This is a genomic window from Pseudoalteromonas luteoviolacea NCIMB 1944, from assembly GCF_001625565.1.
GTDB classification, from domain to species: domain Bacteria; phylum Pseudomonadota; class Gammaproteobacteria; order Enterobacterales; family Alteromonadaceae; genus Pseudoalteromonas; species Pseudoalteromonas luteoviolacea_F.
Window position 1 is genome coordinate 137,489 of record NZ_AUXS01000053.1, and the last position, 25,289, is coordinate 162,777.

Consider the following 25,289-nt stretch of genomic DNA (forward strand, 5'->3'; position numbering starts at 1 on the left):
CTCTGTTAGGGTTATCACTTCACAACTGGTAGCCCTTGACTTTGCCACCCTAGCATATCCCCTTCCAAGTGTAACAATTTGAAACCCTGCTCAAGCAAAGCACGTTCGAAGATATTTGCCCTGCGACCAGAGCGGCAATACACAACTAACGTTTCACTTTTAAGCTTTGCGAGCAAAAATGACTGTGCAGCTATCTGATCGTAAGGGATATTAAGTGCACCTTTTAAATGACCACTTGCAAACTCCTCAGGCGTGCGAACATCTATGATGGTATGAGGCTTTGCTGACATTTGGTTAATTAAAAGATCTTTAGCACTGACTAACTTAGTATCCGAAAAGGACAAGGGGCTAAACAATATTAATATAACTATCATTAGCTTATATAAATTCAAAGAGCTCTTAAAGCGTCTTACATGCAACATATCACAACCCTCAAACTGAACATGCACTATTGGTAAATTATAGTCAAAATTAAATTACCCAAAACCAAAATAGTGTGTTTTTAGTAGATACAATTGATAATTTTTCTATTTGTTTTTTTACCGCAAAAAAACAAATAACATATTGATATTAATAACTTTAAAATATCAACTTTGAATTAATTTGTGTCTACTAGCCTTTAGTCTAATACCAGAATTTTAAATAGCGACTATTACTTACTGCACGCGTATTTGGGCAATTGGTTAGACAAATTTGATTTTATATTTTTAAATTTGAGTTATTAGTCTAAAATTAACATTGCTCATTGCGCTTTGAGTGACCATCGCAGTGGGCTCGTGCCTATATTACATACAAAATGATGAGAATTTGTCTTTTATATTAAACAAATTAGTTATTATTTCGTCACAATAGGCATGAACAATAGCGTTAGTTTTAACCCCTTGCTGAACGCTTATAGGCTTCAGTGAATTTGTGGCTTAGTTGTGAAGTTGTTTTGCCACTTTATGTTCGGAACAGCATATTATGGAAAATCAAAAAATAGCAGTAGTAACAGGCGCTTTAGGTGGTATAGGTACTGCAATTACCCAAAAGCTCGTAGAAAATAATTACTTTGTTATTGCCGTGGCAAGCCCAAGACGTACCGAAGCAGACTTCGATACTTGGTGCAACCAATCAAATATTAACCCTAAGTTTGTTACTCCATTATTTTTGGACGTAACCGATGCCCAAGCGTGCAACAACAGCCTTGAGTCTATCATCGATAAACACGGTAAGGTTGATGTACTAGTTAATAACGCTGGTATTACCCGAGATTCATCGTTCAAGAAAATGAACGTACAGCAATGGCATGAAGTCATTGATACAAACCTAAATTCAATGTTTAACATGACCCAACCGTTGTTTGCACACATGTGTGGCAATAAGTCAGGTCGTATTATCAACATCTCTAGCGTAAATGGTCAAAAAGGACAATTTGGTCAGGCAAACTACGCTGCAGCTAAAGCAGGGATGATAGGTTTTAGTAAGTCACTCGCATATGAAGGTGCAAGAGCAGGTGTTACTGTAAATGTTGTTGCACCCGGGTACACAGAAACCCCTATGGTCGCGAAAATGCGCGAAGACGTACTTGAAAGCATCAAAGCTCAAGTCCCTATGCAGCGACTTGCCACACCATTAGAAGTAGCTGAAACAGTAAGCTTTTTAGCCTCTGAAGGCGCAGCTTACATTACAGGTGAAACGCTGGCCCTCAATGGCGGCCTGTATATGAACTAGAAACTCAACGATACCATTTAGAAAAGGTAACTTTTCTGTAGTAGGTGGATATTGCATTTAATTTAACGGATTATCTCTCAATAGGAAGCAAGCCATGTACAACGACTTTTTTAAATCAATCACTGAGCAAAGCGAGAAGTTCTTCTCTCCAGCAATTCAGTTCAATCAATTAGTTGCTAAAAATATTGAGCAACTGGCTAAAATTCAACTTGATGCAGCTCATTCATTCACTGAAACATCAGTTGAACAACTTAAAACTGCAGCGGAAGTAAAAGACGTTAAGTCTTTCATCGATTTCAATGCAAGCCAACTAAGTGCAGTCAATAAGTTGAGCCAACAGCTGATCGAAGACGGACAAAAATTGACTCAACTAGGTCAAGAGTTTAAAGACAATTTAGAAACTATTTCTAAAGAAACTGTTAAAGCTGCAAAAGTCTAATGCACTGTCGGCCTGTGTGAGATAAAGCTTGCTCAGGCCGCTCTGTCAAACTTTAGAGCTAACACCATTGACAATTCTGTTTGTAATACCTCTTGAGTAAGCGTGCTCTAGCTACGAAAACGCCATGAATATACACCAGCTCTAACTCAAGTTTTCATGCAGTTTGTCAGGTAAATGCAGCGCCTTTTGCAGCAATGACTCGTCTGTCACACCTCCGACTAGGAAGCATAAAATGGATACCGACAATAAAGATTTTACTCAGACCATGAGCGCTTGGTGGCAGTATAATCAAGATCTTTACAGTATATTCTCACAAAATTTGTTCAATAATAGTCCCGTTCAAAAAGCGCTTAATGAACAAAGTGCGGAAGATTTTGGCGAATGGGCCAAAGAAATTACAAAGCAACCAGAGATATTTGCAAAACAACAATTAAACTGGTGGCAGGAACAATTAAAAATTGTTCAGCAAACATGGGAGCAAAGCCTGAACGCTTCAAGCGAAGAAGTTATCTCGACTGAGCGTGGCGACAAGAGATTTCTTGCTGACGAATGGCAAGATAACCCGTGGTTTAGCTACATAAAACAAAGTTATTTACTTTTTGGACAGTCATTACTTGATTCAATTCGTCAAACGCCAGGACTGGATGAAAAACTAAAAGAACGTCTCGAATTCTTTGCCAGGCAGGTTATTAACTCTATTTCTCCAAGTAACTTCATCACCACAAATCCAGAGTTATTAAAACTAACCATCGAGTCCGAAGGACAAAACCTAATTAACGGTCTTGAACTGTTCAAAAAAGATATGGCAAAAAGTGGCGACATGCTTAGGATCAGCATGACCAATGAGAATGCCTATGAACTAGGGAAAGATCTTGCTACCACACCGGGTAGAGTCGTCTTCCAAAACCACTTGTTTGAATTGATACAATATTCCGCTACGACAAAACAAGTACATAAAACCCCGCTTTTATTTGTCCCTCCTTACGTGAACAAATACTACATCTTGGACTTAAAAGAAGAAAACTCTTACGTCAAATGGGCCGTGGACAATGGTCATACAGTTTTCATGATCTCTTGGAAAAACCCAGATCCGAGTATGGCTGAAATTGGCTTTGAAGATTATGTCGTTGACGGTGTCATTACAGCCTTAGATGAGATAGAAAAGCAAACAGGTGAAGCATATGTGAATGCCATCGGTTATTGTATTGCCGGTGCACTAGTCGCAACCGCCATGGCGTATTTCACATCTAAGCGCATGAAGCAGAAAATAAAAAGTGCCACGCTGCTAACAACGTTACTGGATTTCTCTCAGCCTGGTGAACTTGGTGTTTTTGTCAATGAAGGTACTATCTCGGCACTCGAGGCGTACAATCTTCAAAACGGTGTTATGCACGGACACCTACTCGGCGTGTCGTTCAGTATGCTCAGGGAAAACAGCCTTTACTGGAATTACTACGTCAATAATTACCTTAAAGGTCAACCTCCTATGGATTTAGACCTCCTGTATTGGAACGGCGATAGCACAAACCTTACAGCAAAATGCCATAACTTTATGCTGCGTGACCTGTACTTGGAAAACCGCTTAATCGCCAATAAAGAAGTAGATATCAGAGGGACTAAAATTGATTTAACAAAGGTCAAACAACCTATCTATGCACTGTCTACCCGTGACGATCATATTGCGCTTTGGCAAGCGACCTTTAAAGGCTTCCAATATACCAGCTCAAAAACGACCTTTGTCCTTGGTGAATCTGGTCATATTGCGGGTGTGATCAACCCTCCTAAAGCCAATAAATATGGATTTTGGTCAGGTCCGGCTCTGCAGGGTGAAGCAAATGCATGGCTTGAAAAAGCTGAGCATACAAAAGGCTCATGGTGGGGGCATTGGGGTAAGTGGATAACTCAATTCACTGATGAAAAAGTACCAGCTCGGGCAGTAAAAACCAAAGCCAATCCTGGCATTTATGACGCCCCTGGGGAATACGTTAAAGCCAGATTATAGTATCAAAAAAGCGAGTAAAGCTTTGTGCCCTTTACTCGCTCATTATTTTTTTAGTGGTAGATAATAAAGAGAAGCTAGATGCACTTGCTGTTTTGTAATATCAGGGAAGTTACGCCTTATACCATAGGCATGATAAAGGGGCTCCAATATCTTGCTCCCGGCTAGATTGTCTAGCTGCCTCAAAAAATGCAAAGCACTGCCTTTTTTGCCCGCGCTCGCATTTTTTCGGCAACACATTTGATAGCGAGCAATAAGCCCTACCAAGCTGTGCTTTACACCTTCCTCTTGTAATTTTAATTCAGCTTCAATGAAAAAAGCGACACCGCTCCAATAAACACGCTGATATGCTTTTAACCGCCACATATTTTCAGATACCGAGGACAAAGTACCGGTAAATGTGCGCGTTGCTCTTTCACCTCGGGCAAGCCCCGCGCTGATACGTTGCACAAACTCTTCTGACGAGATGATACCACTTCTAAGCATTACCCCATTTTGTAAATAGGTCGCCAGCCCTTCCGCAAGCCACATATCCCGGTAAGCTAATAAAGGGTGATATAAATGAGCGAGTTCATGGTATAGCGTCCAATCTTCCTTTAAAGCCCATAATGACGCTTTGGTGTTGACATGAAGTGTGATGCTATCAATATTCCCCCGGGATATCTCGCCCCAGGGAACGGGTTCATTCGCATACTCAATAGCATGAATATAAACGGGTACAGTCGGTTGCTCTAATTTCCCAAGGACCAAGGTAGTTTTTTCAAGCCCGTGGTGTAACCAATTGTTCACTTTTTCAGATTCTAAAGACGTGTGGGGAGCACTGTGCCATACAGCGTCAATGTTATTGCTGCATGCAGGAAAACAACAGCCCATAAAACACGTAAATCCGACAATACAACGGCCTATAAGCCCCATAGTTTCTCATGCTATAAACTTGGATCCCAATTAGGATTATAGCGCTAGCTGCAGCCCTGTGTAGGATGCTTCAGTGTGAGAACCTTTTTTAATGGTAAAATGTTTGCCACCGAAGCGCACTCTGCCACGTTTTCGCTCAATAATTTTCTCAGCTAAACTTTTGTCGTCAACTAAGTCGACAAATTGTTTACGAGCTCTGTGTATTTGGATATTGATGTGGCTTTCACTAATGCCTAGATCTTTAGACAATTGAGATACACTCACCCAACCTCTTTCACTTTCTTCTTCTACAGCAGCTTCATCACGGGCCTTATAACGAGCTAGTAACGCAGTCAGATAATGATGTGTTCTGACGTCAAAATCTAATGCTGCGCCGTTATGATTCACTTTTAATTCTGTTATTTCTTCGTCTAGACTAATATCAAATACAAATTCAAGATTTGACTGGTGCGCTTTATCAATAGGCATGGTAGCTTCTTGAGAAGCTGCTTCAACTTGAAATAGGTACCATAGTTCATTTGCAACACACAGGTTATCACTGTCAGTTAGCGCAACTATTCTGCCACTTTCAAGGTGTTCGTAACACCAGCATAGTTTTTCATTATCATAAAAAACCACTAACTCAGGGTCTGCTTCTGAGGGAAGGAAGTGGTACTTTTCGAGCGGAATAACTTCATCAGGTTGATCATTACACGACGGGATCAGCAAATCTTTTGGCGGTGAAATTGAGTCTACGATAAAGGTCTGAGGGTGCATTTCAGAAAAAGTGATCTCATCATCAACTTTCAAGTGTATCGCTTGATTGTAAGCAATTCTCTGTCCGTTCAGCCATACACCATTTTTACTGAGGTCTCGCAACTCCCAATCCTGTCCATTGTGTTCAATGACTGCATGAATACGTGAAATCTCAACACCACTGACTTGCGTATCTACAGAGTATGTTAGCCTACCAAAGCGATGAAACGCCTTTAAGTAGATCACATCTGTACAGTCCTTTACTTTAAGCTTTGCCATGGATCCGCCTTATTTCTCTTTTTGGTACTATCTTGAACTAGGTATGCAGCGTAATACTTGCCGCAAGCTACCTTTTACACATTTTAACGCTTAAGCCCAACTAAATAAATTACGCCTTATTACACCTGCAAAAAATTGCAAAATGCTTGTGTCTATTTTACTCCGTGTCGATAACCTGACTCTGGTAATCTCCATCAAAATTGCCTAAAGTTATCAATGGCTCCCTTCAAATAAACTATGACACAAACTATGTTGCGTCCCATAACTATATCACTTGTATTGATACTCATCACTCATCTCATTAGCTTCCCAGCCACTGCTGATGCACCTATCAAGCCACGTGTTACAATTTTAGTAGACGATAGCTACCCCCCGTACTCATACGAAAGCAACGGATATCTATATGGCATCTATATCGAGCAAGTTAGACTAGCTGCGAGGCAATTATCTGAACACTACCAGGTAACACTTGAAGCAATTCCATGGAAACGGGGGGTGGCAGCAATGGAGAATGGCGAAGCCTTTGCTTTACTTCCCCCATATATCCACAAAGACAAAAGGCCCTATATTTGGCCTTACTCAGTATCTTTAGGCGCAGAAGACGTTGTGGCATTTTGCAACCCAGGCATTACGTTGAACAATATTTTGCAACGATCGCCTCAGCTACCTCCGATCAATATAGGTATTAATTCGGGTTTTTTGATTTTAGATAAGGAGCTGAATTCGGCGAAAAGGCAAGGCTTGATTAAAATTTGGGAAAATAAAGATACGCTAACCAATATTAAAAAGCTCTCGAAGTTTCGCTTAGACTGCTACGTCAACGACAGATTATCAACATTGATGGGATTTGAATCGGTAAAAAGAGAGATTCAAACACTGGATATGAAGCAGTTTAAAGAAGATCGCATAGTTCTAAGCCGAACCGCACACATTGGCTACACAAAAGACAATGGCGACAAGTTTCCATTCAAATATGACTTTATACAAAAAATGGATGAAGCTTTACTCACAGTTCAGGCGAAAATGAATGAATAAGCTACACGACGCATAATTAGCTTTTAATTCAGAACTGGTGATACACCTAAAATTAAATGTATCACCGCGCTCCCTATTTTTAAAAGCAATGCTGCGAATGCTATCGCATCCAAACTTTGATTTCTGCCAATCCATTTGATTGCAACAATTGTAATTGAGACTCTACGTTTTGACTCTGCTCGAACTCAAATGCGTCTAGCTCATCATCGAACACGACTGACGCAGCGCCATCTCCACCACTGCGCTTAACTTGATGCAATGCGATATCAGCCAAATTAACCGATGCTTCCCAACCAATTACATGCCCTCCTAGCATTTGCAAAGGATAGAAAGACCAACCAACAGAAACAGTCATTTTTGTAGACTTGCCGTTTGGTAAAGTAAAATCAAACTCGCCAATTGCTTTACATAGCTCTTTTACATACTCATCGACATCGGAACATTGAAAATCTCGTAGTAGAAGCAAAAACTCGTCACCACTCCAACGCGCCACGTAGTCTGACCCCTGGGTGCGAGTATTGAGTAATGTAGCAAGCTGCTGTAGACAACTGTCCCCACCGATAGGGCCGTTTGCATCATTTACCTTGCTAAATTTGTCGATATTCAAAATCATTAAAACAAGGCTTTTCCCCTGCTCTCTCAATGAGTGAGCATTGCGCTGATAGTGTTCAATATCCTTGGGTAACTGATCGAATAAAAAGCGCCTGCTTTTGAGCCCTGTTAGTTCATCAGAGTGACTTACCAATTTCAGTTGCGTATTTACTTTATTTAGCTTTTCATTGGCTTTTCTCAACTCGGTCGTCCGCTCTGTTACCAGTTCTTCTAGCGCAGCCTGTTTACGCCGTTCTTGCGCTCTAAATACCCAGAAAACGAGATAAAATAAGAAAATAAAGCCACAAGTAATAATCAGCCTGAAAAATACAGTTTCGTCAAAACGGCGTGGGAGTGTCAATTTAACTGACTTTGAATGGGCCTCTTGCCAATCTTCACCTCGGCGCTTCACTTCCAACTTAAAGGTAAATTCACCCGGTGGTAAATTGGTATAGATGGCCTCTCTTCGCGCCAACGCATCGCGCCATTGATCGTCATGTCCCTCGAGTTTGTATCTAAATTCAATACTTTGGGGCGCATAAAAATCAATTGCCGTATAGCGGATGGTCAAATCCCGTTCATTTGTATCAAGCACTATACTCTCAACAATTTTATTGGGTGTCAGTTCTCGTGTTGGGGTTGTGATCCCTTCAAAACGGGGCTGTAACTCACTATCACTGAACAACTTAACACTTTTAGGGATCCTCACCACCCCTTGCAAACTTGGGTATAAAAGAACATCATCCACCTCAACAACTGAGTCATGACCAAGGCCTGTACAACACTGACTTGGCATGCCATCTAATTGACGATCAAAAGGATTTATCACCTGCTCTACTTTGAGGTTGTCTATTTCACGGGTAAATTGCTCTATCGACATGCGATAGACCCCTTTCATTGAACTAACCCAAATAAAGTTTTGCTCTTTGTCGTAATGCAATGACAGAATCGGTCCATATGGTAGACCGTGAGATGCGTCTAATTGGAACCAATCACCTGAACTGGTGCGATAATACAACCCGTCATAAAACGTACCGACCAGCGTAGTGTAATTTTCAACGTGTAATATACTCGTCACATAGGCAGATTCTAAAGAAGTTTGACCGCCGATCTTTTCAATTCCACGTTCATTGTATTTGTAAGCACCTTTATCAGTGCCAATAAACCCATAGCGAGGAAAGTCGACAATATAGGTGACAAACTGACTACCTAAAAAAGCATTATAGGTAAATGGCGTTAAACCATTGTAATCTAATCGATATAAGCCTCGCCCTGTACCGATCCAAAGCCCCCCTTGGTTAGACGGGCTAATCGTAAATACTTGCGTTTGACGAAATTCTCGATTTGGAATAGCCAATAAGCGGCCATCATCATAAATAACAACCCCTCGTCCAGTCCCTAAGTAAAGGCGGTCGTCAAGAAACTCCATATCGTGTACTTCAACACCCTTTAACTGGGCAGGCGTAATAATAGGCTGGTAGTTATCATCCTGATCCAGCATGCCAACCCCTTCACGGGTCGCGACCCAGACATTTCCTCTTGGACCCATTGTCATTGCCGAAATAGCTTGCTTGCCCCGCAAACCCGCTTGAAATCTTTCCACTCGACCTGAATGTGCAAGCCACAAACCTTCGTTTATGCTTGCAAGCCATACATTGTTGCTTTTATCAATGAACAAGTCGGTAAACCAAATCCCCTGATCAAGTTGTACGAGATCGACAGACTGCCACTCTCCACCACTTTCTTTATAAAGCAAACGACCATATGTAGAGACCCAGAGACCACCTTGCTCATCGCTTAAAAACTTATAAACTGCGCTGTTGCCAATTTCGTCAAAGCGACGCAAGACTTCATCAAAATCCAAGAAAAATGCGCCAAGTTGAGAAGCCAAAAATAGCTTGCCATCAACCCAAGCTAGGTCGTGAATGTTGGTTTGAGCCAGTTGTCTAGGCAGTGAGATTTTACTGGATAACTCCAGTCTCATACCGTTTGAGCCCACAAACTGCGCTTCTCCTATACGTAATAAGTGGCGCTCGTTGACCACCCAGATACCATCTGGAGATGGCGCCATTTTAGTTACAGCACCGACAATTTGACTGATATGTGTAAGTGATAATTTACTATCGTCTAAGTTGTTTTTATCCAACATTAAACGCTTAGCTGAGATGTAATACAGACCATTTGCCGCAACCCAGATGTTGCCGCTATTATCTTCAATGATGTCTTTTACATCCGCTTGTATTTTAAATTGCTGCGCTTTCATCGTCTGCGGATCGATACGCAACACGCCTCGTCGAGTACCTACCCACAGCATACCAAAGCGATCAACAACAAGCTTGTTGATTGCATTACTGACTAAAAAATTGGTGTTTTGAGTGTTAAAGTTTACAAACTGGTGCCCATCAAATCGGCTCAGTCCAAATTGTGTCCCGAGCCAGATATAGCCTTGCTGATCTTGCACCACACTTTTAATACTCTGTGATGGTAAATCATTTTGCATATTCCACTGTTTAACAACGTAATCGTTGATAGCCGCATTTACGTGAAACACAGCCGTCAAAATTAACAGTAGAAAAAACTTGTGCATAGATTCCCTCTTTTTCAACTTTAATTTAGCCGCCTAGGACCCCTGTTTTAAACAAAGCTTGGATACAAATCAATGAAAAAATACCAGCTAAAACATCATCCGCCATGATCCCACGGCCACCATGTAGCTTCTTATCCAGCATGCGGATCGGCCCAGGTTTTGCGATGTCGAAGAAACGAAACAGTGCAAAGCCGACCAACAATGACTGCCAGCTGATCGCAGCTCCAATCATTGTAATATAAAAACCTACGACCTCATCCCATACAATGGCAGGGTGGTCATGTACATTAACGTCCCGAGCCGTTTTACCACATACCCAAACCCCAAATATCGTCATCAATACTGCGAGGCAAACCTGAAACCATATTGGTAGCGTCATGGTGGCAAAAATAAAAGGCAAACCAGCCAAAGTACCGACTGTTCCTGGGGCTTTGGGGGCAAGTCCCGTACCAAACCCCAATGCAAACAATTGATGTGGGCGTTTGAGATTGAATTTTAACGACTTATCCAAGCTCGCTCCTAATTAAAGTGTTCATAGCCAGCTTGCTCTGGAATAGAGTATTTCTCGCCATTTTTGTAGAGCTCTATTTCGCCTACAGTATTAGTTATTTGTCCAATACAGGTCGCTTCGACACCGTACTGCATTAATCTTGCCTCTACGGCACTTCTGTTATTGTCGTTTACTGTAAAGAGCAATTGGTAGTCATCACCATACGACATACTTAGCATATCAATAAGTGCTTGATCTTCCACCGCACGTAAATCATCGGATACAGGAACTTTGTCTACATCAATATCCGCTCCAACCATTGAGCGCTCTACAATGTGTTGTAAATCAGCCAGCAAACCATCGGAAATATCGATGCACGAAGTCGCCAAGCCTCTCAACACTTGTCCAGCCGCCACATGTGGTTTTGGATAATGTAATTTTTCGACAACACGCTTGGTTTGATCTGGACTTAATGCTATACCTCGTTTTCGAGATTCAATCGCTAAAGCCGCATCTCCCACTGGACCAGTAATATAAATCCAATCACCCACATTGGCACCAGAACGCGTCAATGCTTTTCCCTTTGGCACAATTCCTTTGGCGCAAATTGTGATAGTGAGAGGTCCTTGAGTCGTGTCGCCTCCGATCAACTGTACATTGTAGTATTCAGCGATTTCATGTAGACCTTCAGTGAACTCTTCCAACCAGGCCATATTGACATCAGGCAAAGTTAAACCTATTGATACCCAAGTAGGTTCAGCCCCCATTGCGGCCAAATCGCTAAGATTAACAGCCAATACACGATGACCTAACGCTCTTGGTGGAATGTCGGGGAAAAAGTGTACACCTTCGACTAAGGTGTCTGTGGTCACTGCAAGTTGACAATTCTCTGGAATTTCAACAACAGCACAATCATCACCAATACCAACGGCAACATCACGGCGAGTTATGCCTCTGCCTTTGAAGTAATGATTTATTAACTCAAATTCCTTCATACATTAAAAAAGCCGGCCAACGCCGGCTCTCCTCATGATTCTGATTATTTGCGGATTTTCTTAACTGCTTTGTCCAACACACCATTTACAAATTTATGGCTGTCTTCTGCACCAAAAATTTTGGCCAGTTCAATCCCTTCGTTGATGGCCACTTTATAAGGCACATCTTCACGGAACTTAAGCTCATACGCGCTTACGCGTAAAGTCGCTAACTCAACCATGTCTAAGTCGTCAAATGGACGAGATAGGTGAGGTTGAATCGCTTCATCCAACTGTTTATGGTTTACTGCAACACCACGTGCTAAATCTTTAAAATACTCTACATCAACTTTTGATACGTCATTTTCGATTAGCATTTGCTGTTCAATATCAGCAATCGGGTTGCCACTTAACTGCCATGAGTAGACAGCTTGCAATGCAAGCACACGCGCTTTACGTCTAGCTGCTGGTTTCACTGAGATTCCTCTTAAATTTGCTCAAGTACGTTAACCATCTCAAGTGCACCAAGTGCAGCTTCACCGCCCTTGTTGCCCATTTTGGTTCCCGCACGTTCGATAGCTTGCTCAATACTTTCTGTTGTCAATACGCCAAATGCAACTGGAATATCGTAATCTAATGAAACGCTTGCTAGTCCTTTGTTTGACTCGTTGGCAACCAGATCGAAATGTGGTGTGCCACCGCGAATAATAACGCCTAGCGCGATAATAGCATCATGCTCTTTTTTCATTGCAACACGTTTAGCTGCAAGAGGTAACTCAACGGCACCTGGTACATAAACCACTGTGATGTCTTCTTCTTTCACGCCACCTGTGCGCTTTAATTCATCTACAGCACCTTCTAATAAGCTGCTGCCAATGAAATCGTTAAAACGAGAAATGACAATGGCAAATTTTTTACCTGGTGCGAACTTGTTACCTTCAATTATTTTCATTAGATGATTCCTGATCAGTATTAGCAATAGCCAAATTGACGCGCATAATAGCACATCTTAAAGAAAAACACCTACTGTCCAGCAAGACAGTAGGTGTAAAAAGTGAAGACCGAGATTATTTCGGCTCTACGTAATCGACAACTTCCAAATGGAAGCCTGATAGTGCGTGATATTTCTTCGGCAAACTCATTAGACGCATTTTCTGAATGCCTAAATCTGCCAAAATCTGCGAACCAACACCTACAGTACGAGAAGTGCCTTGGAATTTGCGGTAGTTAATCTTTTCACCCTGATCTTCGGCAGCAAACGCTTTGACCAGTTGCTCCAAATCTTCTGTTTGCTCATGCTTACCAAGGATCACTAATGCACCTTGGTGTTCGGCGATATATTTCATTGCGCCATGTAAAGTCCAGCTACGGTCTGCACTTCTATCCGATAGGAGAATGTCATTGAACGTGCTTTGCAAGTGAACACGTACTAGCGTCGGTTCGTCTTCTTTTATTTCGCCTTTTAACAATACATAGTGAAGTTGATTGTCAATGGTGTCTTTATAAGTAACAAGGTCAAACTCACCAAACTCTGTTGGCAATTTGCACTGAGCTACTTTTTCAATGGTAGTTTCATTTAAGTTGCGATATTCGATCAAATCCGCAATTGTGCCAATTTTAATGTCATGCTCTTTGGCAAACACTTCTAGCTCTGGGCGTCTTGCCATAGTGCCGTCAGGGTTAAGAATTTCAACAATCACAGACGACGGCTCTAGTCCTGCCAAGCGAGCTAGGTCACAGCCAGCTTCAGTATGCCCAGCGCGTGTTAAAACACCACCCGGCTGCGCCATGATAGGGAAAATATGACCTGGCTGAACAATATCCTCAGGTACAGCGCCTTTGGCAACAGCAGCTTGCACTGTGCGCGCTCTATCAGCAGCCGAAATCCCCGTTGTTACGCCTTTTGCAGCTTCAATAGACATAGTAAAGTTAGTAGAAAATTGAGCGCCGTTATTTCTAACCATCAACGGAAGGTCGAGCTGTTGACATCTCTCTTGCGTCATAGTTAAGCAAATAAGACCTCGGCCATAAGTCGCCATAAAGTTTATCGCCTCAGGCGTAATATGCTCAGCCGCGATGATTAAATCACCTTCATTTTCTCGATCTTCATCGTCCATCAAGATCACCATTTTACCGGCTTTAATGTCTTCGATGATTTCTTTTGCGCTATTTAAGCTCATAATTTTCCCATTATTTACTTTGTTTGAATGGCCAATTACTTAATAAAGCCAGCTTGTGCCAACAAACTGGTTGTGAGAGTCGATTCGCTGGAAGTCGTTTTGCTACCTTGTATTAAACGTTCCAAATATCTTGCAATTTGATCAACTTCTAAGTTCACCAAAGTACCGACTTTAAAGTCTGCGATAGTGGTTTCTTGCGCCGTGTGAGGCACGATGGTGAGTTTAAATTTATTGCCCTCGATGGCATTTACTGTCAAGCTGATCCCATCAATGGCCACAGAGCCTTTGTAGGGTATGTATTTTAATAACTCTTCAGGTGCCGATAGCCAGTAATCTGTCGCTCTGGCGTTCGCTTCAACAGAAACAATGGTTGCAATGCCATCTACATGACCCGAAACCAGATGCCCACCAAGACGTGAGACAGGCTGCAGTGCTTTTTCTAAATTCACCTTTTGACCAACTTGATACTCACCAAATCGTGTCAGTGATAGCGTTTCATTTGACACGTCAGCTCTGAAACCATCACTGTATTTTTCTACTACGGTTAAACAAACACCATTGGTCGCAATGCTGTCACCCAGTGCTACATCTGCCATATCTAAATTATGGGATTTTACTTTAACACTTAAGTCGCCTTGCTTTAGTGTTAGCTCTGATAATGTGCCGGTTGCTTCAATAATGCCTGTAAACATAAATTCTCTTATTTTTTAGTCGCATTAATGCGAATATCTGTGCCTACTTGCGCACATTCTGTAATTTCAAGCTCAGCGATCTGACCCATTTCAGTCAATACCGAGCTGTTAAACAAACCTTTGCCGCCTTCGCCGATAATTTTTGGCGCCACGTAAATGATATATTCATCGATGAGGACTTGTTCATGCATTGCGCCACATAATGTCGCACCGGCTTCAAGCCATATCTGATTCACATTTTGCTGGGCTAAATATGTTAGCGCAGCTCTAAGATCAAGTTTGTCATTTACAGTGGGCAAACATACTTGCTCTACGAAATGAGGCCACTGATGCTGATTATCAAGTTTGGAACGAAAAATAATGACTTTTGATCCACAGCTGAACAAGTTGAGCGCTGGATGTAAACGATTTTGCGAATCAATGATCACTCGAATTGGTTGACGCAGCTTTGCTAACTGAGAAACCTTGTCAAAATCTTCAAATTCACCAGCGCGCACATTAAGTTTAGCGTCGTCCATTAACACCGTATCAGCACCTGATAATATGGCACAACTTTGTGCCCGGTATTTTTGTACGTCCCGTCTCGCCTGCGGACCAGTTATCCATTTGCTTTGGCCATTTTGCAGGGCTGTTTTTCCATCTAAGCTCGCGGCCAGCTTTGCAATCACATAAGGCCTACCGGTTTCCATTCTTTTTAGGAACCCTTTATTCAGCGCACGCGCTTCGTGTTCAAGTAAGCCAAATGCTGTTTCGATCCCAGCTTCTTCCAACATTTTCAAACCATTACCGGCAACTTGTGGATTAGGATCCACCATAGCGCAAATTACTTTTTTTACGCCCGCATCTATCAACCCTTTTGCACACGGTGGAGTACGGCCATAGTGACTGCACGGCTCTAATGTTACATATGCAGTGGCTCCATGGGTATTTCCAGCAGCCTGTCGCAGCGCGTGTACTTCAGCGTGGGGACCACCCGCTTGTATGTGAAACCCCTGCCCTATCACTTGATCATTTTTTACGATGACACAGCCGACGTTCGGGTTAGGCGTTGTCGTGTACTGTCCTTGCTTAGCAAGTTCAATGGCCATTGCCATATAGTCATGGTCGGCCTGCGAAAACTCCATTAGTCACCCAACCTCGCAATTTCTTCACCAAACTCTTTGATATCTTCAAAACTGCGATACACCGAGGCAAAACGCACATAAGCGACTTTATCCAGCTTTTTAAGTGCTTCCATAATGCATTCACCAATCATTTTGCTGTTTACTTCACGCTCTCCGGTTGCTCGGATCTGAGATTTTATTTGATGTACAACTTCTTCTATTTGTTCTGTACTAACGGGGCGCTTCTCTAAAGCACGGTGTAACCCATTGAGCAGCTTATCTTCATTGAAAGGCTCTCGGGTGCCATCTTGTTTGATTACTCTTGGCATCAATAATTCAGCGCCTTCGAAGGTCGTAAAGCGCTCATGACAAACTATACACTCGCGACGGCGACGCACTTGATGGCCTGATGCCACCAATCGCGAATCAATTACTTTGGTATCTTTTGCCGTACAAAAAGGACAATGCATATATTCTCACTGTTAGGTAGTCTATTAATGCGGCGTGTTTGAAAATCATCAATGCCACTCAATGGCAACTACGCGTGTTCAATTGCGCAGGATGACAGAAAATAAAAAGGCCGCATAAATGCGGCCTTTATAATATCAAAAATAACGCAAATTGTGAGTGTAATTATGCGTAAACAGGCAATTTAGCACAGATAGCTTTTACCTTTTCTTTTACTTCTGCTTGCACTGATTCATCATTGATGTTGTCAAGTACATCACAGATCCAACCTGCCAGTTCACCCGCTTCTGCTTCTTTAAAGCCACGACGAGTGATCGCAGGAGAACCAATACGTAGACCTGACGTTACAAATGGAGAGCGCGGGTCATTAGGTACTGAGTTCTTGTTAACAGTGATATTTGCACGACCAAGCGCCGCATCAGCGTCTTTACCTGTGATATCTTTATCAATTAGGTCTAGTAGGAACAGGTGGTTATCTGTTTTACCAGAAACAACTTTGTAGCCACGCTCTTGAAGTACTGCAACCATAGCTTGTGCATTTTTAACAACTTGAGTTTGGTAAGTCTTGAACTCAGGCTCTAACGCTTCTTTGAATGCTACTGCTTTTGCCGCAATAACATGACATAAAGGACCACCTTGGCCACCTGGGAATACTGCACTGTTTAGCTTTTTGTAAACATCTTCATCGCCACAAGCTGATACAATTAAACCACCACGCGGACCAGCAAGCGTTTTGTGCGTAGTTGTTGTCACAACGTGCGCATGAGGTACAGGGTTAGGGTATACACCAGCCGCAACTAGACCTGCTACGTGTGCCATGTCTACAAGTAAGTATGCGCCTACTTTGTCAGCGATTTCGCGGAACTTAGCCCAATCAACAATACCTGAGTATGCAGAGAAACCACCAATGATCATCTTTGGCTTGTGCTCAAGTGCTAACGCTTCTACTTGTGCATAATCGATCTCACCGGTTTCTTCGTTTAGACCGTATTGGATTGCATTATAAGTCTTACCTGAAAAGTTTACGTGAGAGCCATGAGTCAAGTGACCGCCGTGTGCAAGGCTCATACCTAACACAGTGTCATGTGGCTGAAGTAGAGCTTGGAATACCGCTGCGTTTGCTTGTGAACCAGCATGTGGCTGTACGTTTGCGTAATCAGCACCAAATAGTTCACATGCACGATCAATTGCAAGTTGTTCTACAACATCAACGTGTTCACAACCACCATAGTAACGCTTGCCTGGGTAACCTTCTGCGTACTTGTTTGTAAGCTGTGACCCTTGAGCCTCTAAAACACGCGGGCTACAGTAGTTTTCAGATGCGATTAGCTCAATGTGCTCTTCTTGACGAGTCGTCTCTGATTGGATCGCGTTAAATAGTTCAGGGTCAAAATCTGCAATATTCATGTTACGTTCTAACATGGTTTCTCCTAGGTGCACGTATGATTAAATTTACCGAATGCAATTGTACGCAATTTACATCCAATTGCCTACGAAATCTGCGTGAGCATATTTAAGCAAGGATTGAATTTATTTCACAGTGTTTAAGGGATGATATTTTTTTATTTAAATATAAAAAAATATTATGTAAATTGATTTTTTCATTAAAAAATAAAATGTGCATACATTCACCCATTGTTACTTACTGTATGCACAAATAGTTTAATCAGCTGCGGTTATGATACTAACTTTTCAAAAAGGCGCTTCTTTAACCCCTCGTAGTCGGCACTAATTGATTCAGCTAAACACTGCTTTGCCAGCGCAGCTGCAAGGACTTCTGGCATTTCAAGTTGTTGTTCTAGAACACCTTCAACAGACTCTTTAAATTTAGCTGGATGCGCTGTAGCCAAAAAGATACCTGTTTCATTTTCTGCATGGTTTAAGCGTAGACCTTCATAGGCTATTGCCGTATGCGGCTCTGCAATATAACCAAGTTTATTGATTTCCTTCATCACTTCTTGGGTGCGAGATTCTGAAACCGAACATGAATAAAAATCATCTTTAGCAAAAGAGTTACCATTAAGCATACTTTCAACTCGTGGCCAGTTATTAGGTTTACTCACATCCATAGCATTAGACAATGACTCGAGCGTAGCATTTGGGGACCAATTTCCTGTTTCGATATAACGCGGTACAGTATCATTCTGATTAGTCGTCGCACTAAGCTTTTTAACAGGTAACCCTATTGCAGCCGCTATCATGGCAGCACAAACATTGCCAAAATTGCCACTCGGTACTGATACATGAACCTGCTCGCGTTGCGAGTCTTTTAATTGTGCAAATGCCTCAAAGTAATAGCACACTTGGGCTAATAACCGACTGATATTAATTGAGTTGGCTGAGTTCAACCCTAGCTGAGACTTAACTTCATCATCCAAAAACGCCTGTTTTACCAGCGCCTGGCAGTCATCGAAGCTGCCATCTACTGCGAAACAATGAATATTGCCACCAAGTGTAGTAAACAACTTTTGTTGTGCGAGTGATATCTTGCCTTTAGGATATAAAATCACTACATCAACATTTTCTTTGCCATAAAATGCATGGGCAACAGCTGCCCCTGTATCACCGCTGGTGGCAGTTAAAATGGTGACACGCTCACCTTGATTAAACAAGCTAATGCACTCTGACATAAAGCGTCCACCAAAATCTTTGAACGCCAATGTTGGACCATGAAACAACTCTAAACAATAAGTACCGCTTTCCACTTCCACCAGCGGCGCAGGAAAGTTAAAAGCACTTTTGACCATGGCATCCAATGTATCGCTAGGTAGCTCATCACCAATCAAATGCTGCAATATACGGCTGCTACGCGCTTGAAATGGCATAGCCAATAGTGCGTTAATATCCTCGAGTGGCACTAGATTTTGTGGGAAAAAAACGCCTTGGTTGCGGCCTAAGCCGATTTTAACCGCTTCTGTAAATGAAACCTGCTGCTGAGGGTCCATTAGATTTACTAAATTCATATCAATTCCTTAAACCAATTCTCTGGTACCTGCACTGTCCAGCTGACAGATATGGCTAAAACCGTGCTCATTTAAATAATTCGACTCTAGCCAAGACTGGCATTGATGGGCCACGTTTAATGTTGGGCACAGAGCAAATAATGTTGGGCCTGCACCTGATATACTCACTACGCTCGCACCTAGCTCAGGTAGGCTCAACTTGGCATCAGCGTATCCATCAATCAACTCTGCTCGACAAGGCTCTGCCACTGAGTCTTGCATAAGCGATACTGCCTCACTAAATCTATTTAGTTGTAGCAGCGCGCAAAATGCTGACAATCGTTGTGCAAAAGCAACACTGTCTCCAAGTTTCAATTCTGGCGGTAACACTGCTCTTGCCTTTGCAGTATTTAAAGCAAAACCAGGATAGGCCACCACAATGTACCAATTAGGGTCAACTGGCAAAGCCAATGCCCGATTTGGTACCAACTCAGCCGTCAACTGGAGCCCTCCCAAATAGCATGGCGTGATATTATCGTAGTGACGAGCCCCACTCACCTTAGCTTCAAAATCAGCCATCAACTCGATCATTTGAATTTGAGACAGCTGTGTGCCTGCAAAAGCATTCAACGCTGCAAATGTTGCAACAACGGAACAAGCACTAGATCCTAGCCCAGAGCCGACCGGCAACCTTTTTTCAAGAGTCAATGACAGGCTAGGCATATCAGCTTTCACATGCGATCTAAAATGTGTTAAACACTGAAAAGCGAGGTTATCTTGTGCTTCTTGAGGCAATTTGTGGGCATATTTACCAACGCAGCTAAACTGATCTCGCTGAGCTTCTTCAATACTAACCACATCGCCCAGTAACTGACCATCAATCGGCGCAATCGCTGCACCAAGCGAATCGAATCCAACGCAAAAATTCCCAATTGAGGCTGGCGCATAAAATTTTCTCATGTTGCGCTCCTAACGAGAGAGTGTTTTTAAGATATCGGCAAATACGCCTGCGGCCGTTACTTCTGCGCCCGCCCCATAACCTCTGATCACAAATGGCTTAGGCTGATAATACTGACTCAAAATTGCCAGTGCATTTTCTCCATCACGTATATCAAACAACGCATGGCTAGCGTCCACCGCTTCTATACCCACTTTACATTTGCCGTCTTGAATGCTGCCAACATAGCGTAGCTTTTTACCTTCACTGGCAGCGCTTTGAACCCGATCAGAGAATGTCGCATCCAATTCAGGCAGACGAGCCATAAACTCATCAACTGAACTGCCCTGCGCAAATTCCTCAGAGACCACTGGTTCAACTTGAATATCATTCAACTCCAAATCAAATCCAGCCTCACGAGCAATGATCAATAGCTTTCTCGCCACATCAGTACCTGATAGGTCATCCCTCGGATCTGGCTCTGTGAAACCATTTTGCTTCGCTTTCGCGGTTGCTTCTGACAGGCTGAGACCATCTTCTATCACCCCAAACATGTATGACAGAGAACCAGATAAAATACCGTTGAAAGACAGTAATTCATCACCTGCACCAAACAATAACTGCAAATTGTCTAAAACTGGCAACCCTGCTCCAACGTTAGTTTCATATAAGAACTTCCTACCAGAACCTTGTGCTGCATTTTTCAGCTGATGGTAATACGCCATATCGCCAGTGTTGGCTTTCTTATTGGCGGCTACCACATGGAACCCTGCATTTAAAAAGTTTGCGTATTGATCTGCAAGTTGCTCAGAAGAACTACAATCAACAATAACTGGATTAATCAAGTGATTCACTTTGACAAAATGTTCTAATTTATTCAGGTCAAATCTGGCCTCACTTTGCGCCAGTTGACTTTGCCACTGTTCGAAATCAACACCCTCTTTACTTAAAAAGCACTGTTTCGAATTCGACACACCATAAAGATTTAACTTGATATTGCGTTTTGCCAGCCAGTCTTGTTGCTTTTCGAGTTGTTTGATTAACTCTTTGCCGACTAGGCCACAACCCAGTAAAAAGAGGTCTATGGAAGGAACATGAGTAAAGAAGTTCTCATGACAAACTTTCATTGCGTCTTTACACAACTCACCTGAAACAACAGCAGAGATCGCACTTTCCGTAGAGTCTTGTGCAATTGCAACCACGTTTACTTGAGCTTGTGCCAAAGAGGCAAAGAATTTAGCAGCAAGCCCTTTGTGTGACTTCATATTGTCACCGACCAAAGTTACGATGGCGAGCTTTTTACGTACTTCAACAGGTTCAATAAGTCCCGCGTGCGTCTCCAATGTAAATGCCGCCTCTAACGCATTGAGTGCCAAGGCTAAATCCTGTTCATACACACAAAAACTAATACTGAACTCACATGACGACTGTGTGATCAGGACAATCGACACATTGTCATTAGCCAGTGCGCCAAACACTCTTGCAGCCATACCCACTTTGCCTTTCATACCCGGCCCAGACACCGTCAGCATAGCTAGATTATCCAAACTTGATAGTGCTTTTACAGGCGCATCACCTGTGCCGTCAGAAGAGATTAAAGATCCAGGCACATCCGGATCATGAGTGTTTTTTATCTCGCATGGGACATTGGCTTTAGCACATGGCAAGATTGTTTTAGGGTGCAACACTTTTGCTCCGAAATAGGCAAGCTCCATCGCCTCCTTATATGAAAGGCGGTCAACTTTGGTGGCCTTCTTAATCAGCCTAGGATCCGCACTATACACCCCATCGACATCCGTCCATATTTGGCAAATATCGGCATTGAGACTTGCGGCCATTACAGCCGCTGAATAATCAGACCCATTGCGACCCAGTGTTGTCAGCTCGCCTGCAGCATTGCTACCGGTAAACCCGGCCATGATATAAATACCTGAGTCTTCAGAAGCCACTTGCTGGCTAACAGCTTCACGAGTTTTATCCAAGTCAACTTCGGCATCTAAGTATTGGGCGTGAGTCTTGATACAACTTGTCGCATCCAAAGCACAGGCACCATGCGCTTTCAACATAGTAACCATAAGAGAAACACTTACTCGTTCACCAAAGCTAATCGCAAAAGCATTGACCGATGCTGGGCACTGTTTAAGCAATTGGACACCCTGCAATTGTTGTTTGAGTAAGTCCAACTTAGGCCAACCTAAAACCTCTCCATATTGTGATTCAACTTCGCGTTTAAGGGCCACACAGCGCGACTCTAGTGCATCCCACTGTGCAGCATAATCGTCGCCGCGCGCAGCTATTTGAACCAATTCGACCAAACTATCAGTCATACCTCCAGGAGCTGATAGCACAACAACCGCTTTCTCACTGCCATAATTCAGGATCAGAGACTGCACGCGACTTAAACATGCTATATCTGCCAGTGAAGAGCCTCCAAACTTTAAAACTCGCATTTTTCAATTTTCCTCATTCCAGAAACGAAAAAGGCCTGTGCTCTTGGTGAGCACAGGCCTTTTTTAAATATGCACGGACCTATGCCACTATCCAGTATGGATGGTGGTCGTAATAATAATTGTCACGTTACATGTAATTGGGTTCATGGTTTTTACGTCAACCTAAGATTAGTTTTTGCTTAAAAAATATTTACAGGACTTAGACTGCCCGATCTTTGGCCAATCTGTCAAGTCGATAAATAGAAATTAAATATGCAAAAAGTTCAAGATACGTACTGGAAAGTGAAATACTTATCTAACGAATACCATATTCGTTAAGTAAAGACATAAGTTGTTCTGATTTGACTGGCTTTTCAAGGAATTTTAAAGCCCCCAATTGTGCCACCCTTGTTTTCATTTTGTCCTGAATGTCTGCCGAGATCACAACCACAAAAGTTTCAATTTTAAGTGCCTTGATCGCCTCAAGCACACCTATCCCATCCAATATCGGCATGGTCAGGTCAAGACAGAGCAAATCAATTTGCGAATTTTGCAATATTTCGACGGCTTCTTGGCCGTTTTTAGCCTGACAAACCTCAACATCTAAGTGTGTGTTCAGGCAGCGCACAACTTGCTTACGTGCAACAGTTGAATCGTCACACACTAACACGGAATAGCTCATAAGAAGGTAAATCTTTATTGTTCTAGTAACAAATAAACGTTATTGTTGTTCTAATCTTATAACACAATAATCAACATCCAGTAAGTTTTTTATATACGCTTATATGTTGTAAAGATAGCAAGATAAACATTTATTTTTAGCCATTTATTGGCTAACTTTAAGTTTAACACGCGTGCTATAACATGGTCGTCAGGAGCGAAGAACACTCCATGCTACAGAAAAGTCTGTCGAAAAAACTACTTACAAACGTTCTGTCAGTTTACTTTCTGCTAACGTTTGTCGTAACTTGTGGACAAGTTGTCGCAGAATATGTCAACACTAAAGACTACATCCGTAACGAATTGACCATGCTGCAAAAAACCTTCAGCCGCAGCCTGACACGTGCTATCTGGGAATTAAACACCAAACAGACTGTCACAACTGCCGAAGGGTTATTGGCAATACCAATGATCGAAGGGATAATTGTGCGAGATGATAGTGGCGAAATCATCTCGCAACTCGGGCGCTCTCTAAATATTCACGAACTATACAGTCAGCAGCTTGTTCAAGAAGAAGCCTTAATTGAAGATACGCCTTCCGGGTTATTCGGGTACACATTCCCACTTATTTTTGAGTTTTCAGGAAGGGCTACACAAGTCGGTGACGTCACCTTATTCTCTAGTCGCGAAGTCGTTTTCAGCCGAATTATGATCTCTATCTACTTTTTGATAGGGAATGCCATGGTTAAAACGACCTTCTTAATTATCCTATTTTTATTGGCCTTTAGAAAACTCCTCACAGAGCCACTGACAGACCTCACAGAACAGATAGAAGACTTTGAAGTCGACAATGTTGATGGACATAAAATAGATATTGATACCACTGAACGAAATGAGCTCAAGGTTATGGAAGAAGCCTTTAATAAGCTGATCGACAAAGTTGCCGAATATCGAAAACAACTCGATCAGACGCAAAAAGAGCTCATTATTAGTAATGAAAAATTAGATCAACACAATATTCAGCTCGAGCAAGAGGTTGCTAGGAAAACATCAAACCTTAGTCAGGCGATGATGGACTTACAACAACAAAAATATGAACTAGAAAAGCAAAAGCTGACACTCACAGAAGAGATAGACCTGCGGCGCCAAACAGAAGAAGAGCTACTGACAAAACAAAACGAATTAGAAAAATATGTCGAAGAGCTGAATATGGCACAAGAACGCTTGGTCGGTTCAGAAAAAATGGCTGCATTAGGTGGTCTTGTAGCTGGTATCACCCATGATATCAATACACCTGTTGGTATTGGCGTTACTGCGACTTCCTTTTTGCAAGAGCGCCTCGATCAACTGGAAGCTGCCTATAAAGAAAAAACCTTATCTCCGAAGGCCTTGGAAGAGTTTATGCACGAAGCAAAACAAAGTGCGAGCCTTCTAACCAACAATCTCGCTCGGGCATCTGAATTGGTTGCCAGCTTCAAACAAATTGCAGTTGATCAGGCCAGTGAGGCGGTTAGAACCATAAACTTCCAACAGTATTTAGGCGAAGTTCTTCGTTCTTTACACCCCAAATTGAAAAAAACCGCGCATGAAGTCAATATTGATTGCCCGGCAGATCTGACTCTTAATTTGCCAGCCGGAGCCATTAGCCAGATTTTCACTAACCTAATCATGAACTCTCTTATCCATGGCTTTGAAGGGGTGAATAAGGGCACCATAGATATCCAAATTACTGATGACAATGAAGATGTCAAAATCGTTTATAAAGATAACGGTAAAGGCGTCTCACCTGCACAATTAGAGAAACTATTTGACCCCTTCTTTACCACTAAACGAGATCAAGGTGGCAGTGGTCTTGGTACACATATTACCTTCAATTTGGTGAAACAAACATTGAATGGTGACATTGAAGTTAGCTCAGAAGAGGGTCAAGGGCTCACCTACCACATTAGTTTCCCGAAAGAAATGAAAGCACAACAGGCAATGTTTAGTTAACCCTGACACCAGCGGCGTGAATTGACCTTTTATTCACGCCTTATCACCCAATCAAATTTAATCACAAAAGCCACAATATTGGCTTTGCTCGAAACACCTTTGATTTGCTATGATGCAATTCGATTTTTC

22 protein-coding genes are annotated in these 25,289 nt (G+C 42.3%); 5 read left to right on the forward strand and 17 right to left on the reverse strand.

Annotation, left to right across the window (positions count from 1 at the left end; translation table 11 throughout):
- Positions 1 to 14 precede the first annotated feature (14 nt).
- Complete coding sequence (locus N483_RS19945; RefSeq protein WP_023398534.1) at positions 15 to 422, reverse strand: rhodanese-like domain-containing protein; 408 nt, start codon at positions 420 to 422, stop codon at positions 15 to 17.
- A gap of 541 nt (positions 423 to 963) precedes the next feature.
- Between N483_RS19945 and N483_RS19950 the strand changes: the two genes are divergently transcribed.
- The 3 genes from N483_RS19950 to phaC all read left to right on the forward strand — a co-directional run bounded on the left by N483_RS19950 (position 964) and on the right by phaC (position 4,154).
- Positions 964 to 1,713 (forward strand): SDR family oxidoreductase, encoded by a 750-nt coding sequence (locus N483_RS19950; RefSeq protein WP_023398533.1) that lies wholly within the window; start codon positions 964 to 966, stop codon positions 1,711 to 1,713.
- Positions 1,714 to 1,807: 94 nt separating this feature from the next.
- Positions 1,808 to 2,152: a phasin family protein gene (locus tag N483_RS19955; RefSeq protein WP_023398532.1), complete on the forward strand. Its 345-nt coding sequence runs from the start codon at positions 1,808 to 1,810 to the stop codon at positions 2,150 to 2,152.
- Positions 2,153 to 2,384: 232 nt separating this feature from the next.
- On the forward strand, positions 2,385 to 4,154 hold the full coding sequence (phaC, locus tag N483_RS19960; RefSeq protein ID WP_023398531.1) for a class I poly(R)-hydroxyalkanoic acid synthase: 1,770 nt from the start codon (positions 2,385 to 2,387) through the stop codon (positions 4,152 to 4,154).
- Positions 4,155 to 4,196: 42 nt separating this feature from the next.
- Here the strand turns inward: phaC and N483_RS19965 are convergent, their stop codons facing one another.
- Both N483_RS19965 and N483_RS19970 read right to left on the reverse strand, forming a co-directional pair.
- Entirely contained in the window at positions 4,197 to 5,066 is an 870-nt protein-coding gene (locus tag N483_RS19965; protein ID WP_023398530.1) for a hypothetical protein, read from the reverse strand.
- 36 nt (positions 5,067 to 5,102) lie between these two features.
- Complete coding sequence (locus N483_RS19970) at positions 5,103 to 6,080, reverse strand: FHA domain-containing protein (RefSeq protein ID WP_023398529.1); 978 nt, start codon at positions 6,078 to 6,080, stop codon at positions 5,103 to 5,105.
- A gap of 249 nt (positions 6,081 to 6,329) precedes the next feature.
- Here N483_RS19970 and N483_RS19975 point away from each other — a divergent pair, with 249 nt between their 5' ends.
- Complete coding sequence (locus tag N483_RS19975) at positions 6,330 to 7,115, forward strand: transporter substrate-binding domain-containing protein (protein ID WP_023398528.1); 786 nt, start codon at positions 6,330 to 6,332, stop codon at positions 7,113 to 7,115.
- 100 nt (positions 7,116 to 7,215) lie between these two features.
- On the opposite strand, the gene N483_RS19980 is transcribed toward N483_RS19975, so the two are convergent.
- The 14 genes from N483_RS19980 to N483_RS20045 form a co-directional block, all read right to left on the reverse strand.
- On the reverse strand, positions 7,216 to 10,293 hold the full coding sequence (locus tag N483_RS19980; protein ID WP_023398527.1) for a ligand-binding sensor domain-containing diguanylate cyclase: 3,078 nt from the start codon (positions 10,291 to 10,293) through the stop codon (positions 7,216 to 7,218).
- A gap of 25 nt (positions 10,294 to 10,318) precedes the next feature.
- A complete protein-coding gene (locus tag N483_RS19985; protein ID WP_023398526.1) occupies positions 10,319 to 10,804 on the reverse strand; it encodes a phosphatidylglycerophosphatase A in 486 nt (161 codons plus the stop codon).
- An 8-nt stretch (positions 10,805 to 10,812) separates the two neighbouring features.
- Positions 10,813 to 11,778: a thiamine-phosphate kinase gene (gene thiL, locus N483_RS19990; protein WP_023398525.1), complete on the reverse strand. Its 966-nt coding sequence runs from the start codon at positions 11,776 to 11,778 to the stop codon at positions 10,813 to 10,815.
- Between the two features lie 44 nt (positions 11,779 to 11,822).
- Positions 11,823 to 12,233 (reverse strand): transcription antitermination factor NusB, encoded by a 411-nt coding sequence (nusB, locus tag N483_RS19995; RefSeq protein WP_023398524.1) that lies wholly within the window; start codon positions 12,231 to 12,233, stop codon positions 11,823 to 11,825.
- A gap of 11 nt (positions 12,234 to 12,244) precedes the next feature.
- Positions 12,245 to 12,709, reverse strand: coding sequence for a 6,7-dimethyl-8-ribityllumazine synthase (gene ribE, locus N483_RS20000; protein WP_023398523.1), 465 nt, complete (start codon positions 12,707 to 12,709; stop codon positions 12,245 to 12,247).
- A 115-nt stretch (positions 12,710 to 12,824) separates the two neighbouring features.
- Positions 12,825 to 13,937, reverse strand: coding sequence for a bifunctional 3,4-dihydroxy-2-butanone-4-phosphate synthase/GTP cyclohydrolase II (gene ribBA / locus N483_RS20005; protein ID WP_023398522.1), 1,113 nt, complete (start codon positions 13,935 to 13,937; stop codon positions 12,825 to 12,827).
- 35 nt (positions 13,938 to 13,972) lie between these two features.
- Positions 13,973 to 14,629 carry a riboflavin synthase gene (locus N483_RS20010; RefSeq protein WP_023398521.1) on the reverse strand — a complete coding sequence of 219 codons (657 nt, stop codon included), beginning with the start codon at positions 14,627 to 14,629 and terminating at the stop codon, positions 13,973 to 13,975.
- An 8-nt stretch (positions 14,630 to 14,637) separates the two neighbouring features.
- Positions 14,638 to 15,753 carry a bifunctional diaminohydroxyphosphoribosylaminopyrimidine deaminase/5-amino-6-(5-phosphoribosylamino)uracil reductase RibD gene (ribD, locus tag N483_RS20015; protein ID WP_023398520.1) on the reverse strand — a complete coding sequence of 372 codons (1,116 nt, stop codon included), beginning with the start codon at positions 15,751 to 15,753 and terminating at the stop codon, positions 14,638 to 14,640.
- Positions 15,753 to 16,202 carry a transcriptional regulator NrdR gene (nrdR, locus tag N483_RS20020; RefSeq protein WP_023398519.1) on the reverse strand — a complete coding sequence of 150 codons (450 nt, stop codon included), beginning with the start codon at positions 16,200 to 16,202 and terminating at the stop codon, positions 15,753 to 15,755. Before nrdR ends, ribD begins: the two co-directional genes overlap by 1 nt.
- 163 nt (positions 16,203 to 16,365) lie before the next feature.
- Positions 16,366 to 17,622, reverse strand: a complete 1,257-nt coding sequence (glyA, locus tag N483_RS20025) for a serine hydroxymethyltransferase (RefSeq protein ID WP_023398518.1) — start codon at positions 17,620 to 17,622, stop codon at positions 16,366 to 16,368.
- 254 nt (positions 17,623 to 17,876) lie between these two features.
- A complete protein-coding gene (gene thrC / locus N483_RS20030; RefSeq protein WP_023398517.1) occupies positions 17,877 to 19,163 on the reverse strand; it encodes a threonine synthase in 1,287 nt (428 codons plus the stop codon).
- A 9-nt stretch (positions 19,164 to 19,172) separates the two neighbouring features.
- The gene (thrB, locus tag N483_RS20035; protein WP_023398516.1) at positions 19,173 to 20,102 is read right to left on the reverse strand and encodes a homoserine kinase; all 930 of its coding nucleotides are present in this window, start codon (positions 20,100 to 20,102) and stop codon (positions 19,173 to 19,175) included.
- 9 nt (positions 20,103 to 20,111) lie between these two features.
- Positions 20,112 to 22,529: a bifunctional aspartate kinase/homoserine dehydrogenase I gene (thrA, locus tag N483_RS20040; RefSeq protein WP_023398515.1), complete on the reverse strand. Its 2,418-nt coding sequence runs from the start codon at positions 22,527 to 22,529 to the stop codon at positions 20,112 to 20,114.
- Between the two features lie 295 nt (positions 22,530 to 22,824).
- Positions 22,825 to 23,190 (reverse strand): response regulator, encoded by a 366-nt coding sequence (locus N483_RS20045; RefSeq protein ID WP_036975591.1) that lies wholly within the window; start codon positions 23,188 to 23,190, stop codon positions 22,825 to 22,827.
- 209 nt (positions 23,191 to 23,399) lie between these two features.
- Here N483_RS20045 and N483_RS20050 point away from each other — a divergent pair, with 209 nt between their 5' ends.
- A complete protein-coding gene (locus N483_RS20050; protein ID WP_036975588.1) occupies positions 23,400 to 25,160 on the forward strand; it encodes a sensor histidine kinase in 1,761 nt (586 codons plus the stop codon).
- Positions 25,161 to 25,289 lie beyond the last annotated feature (129 nt).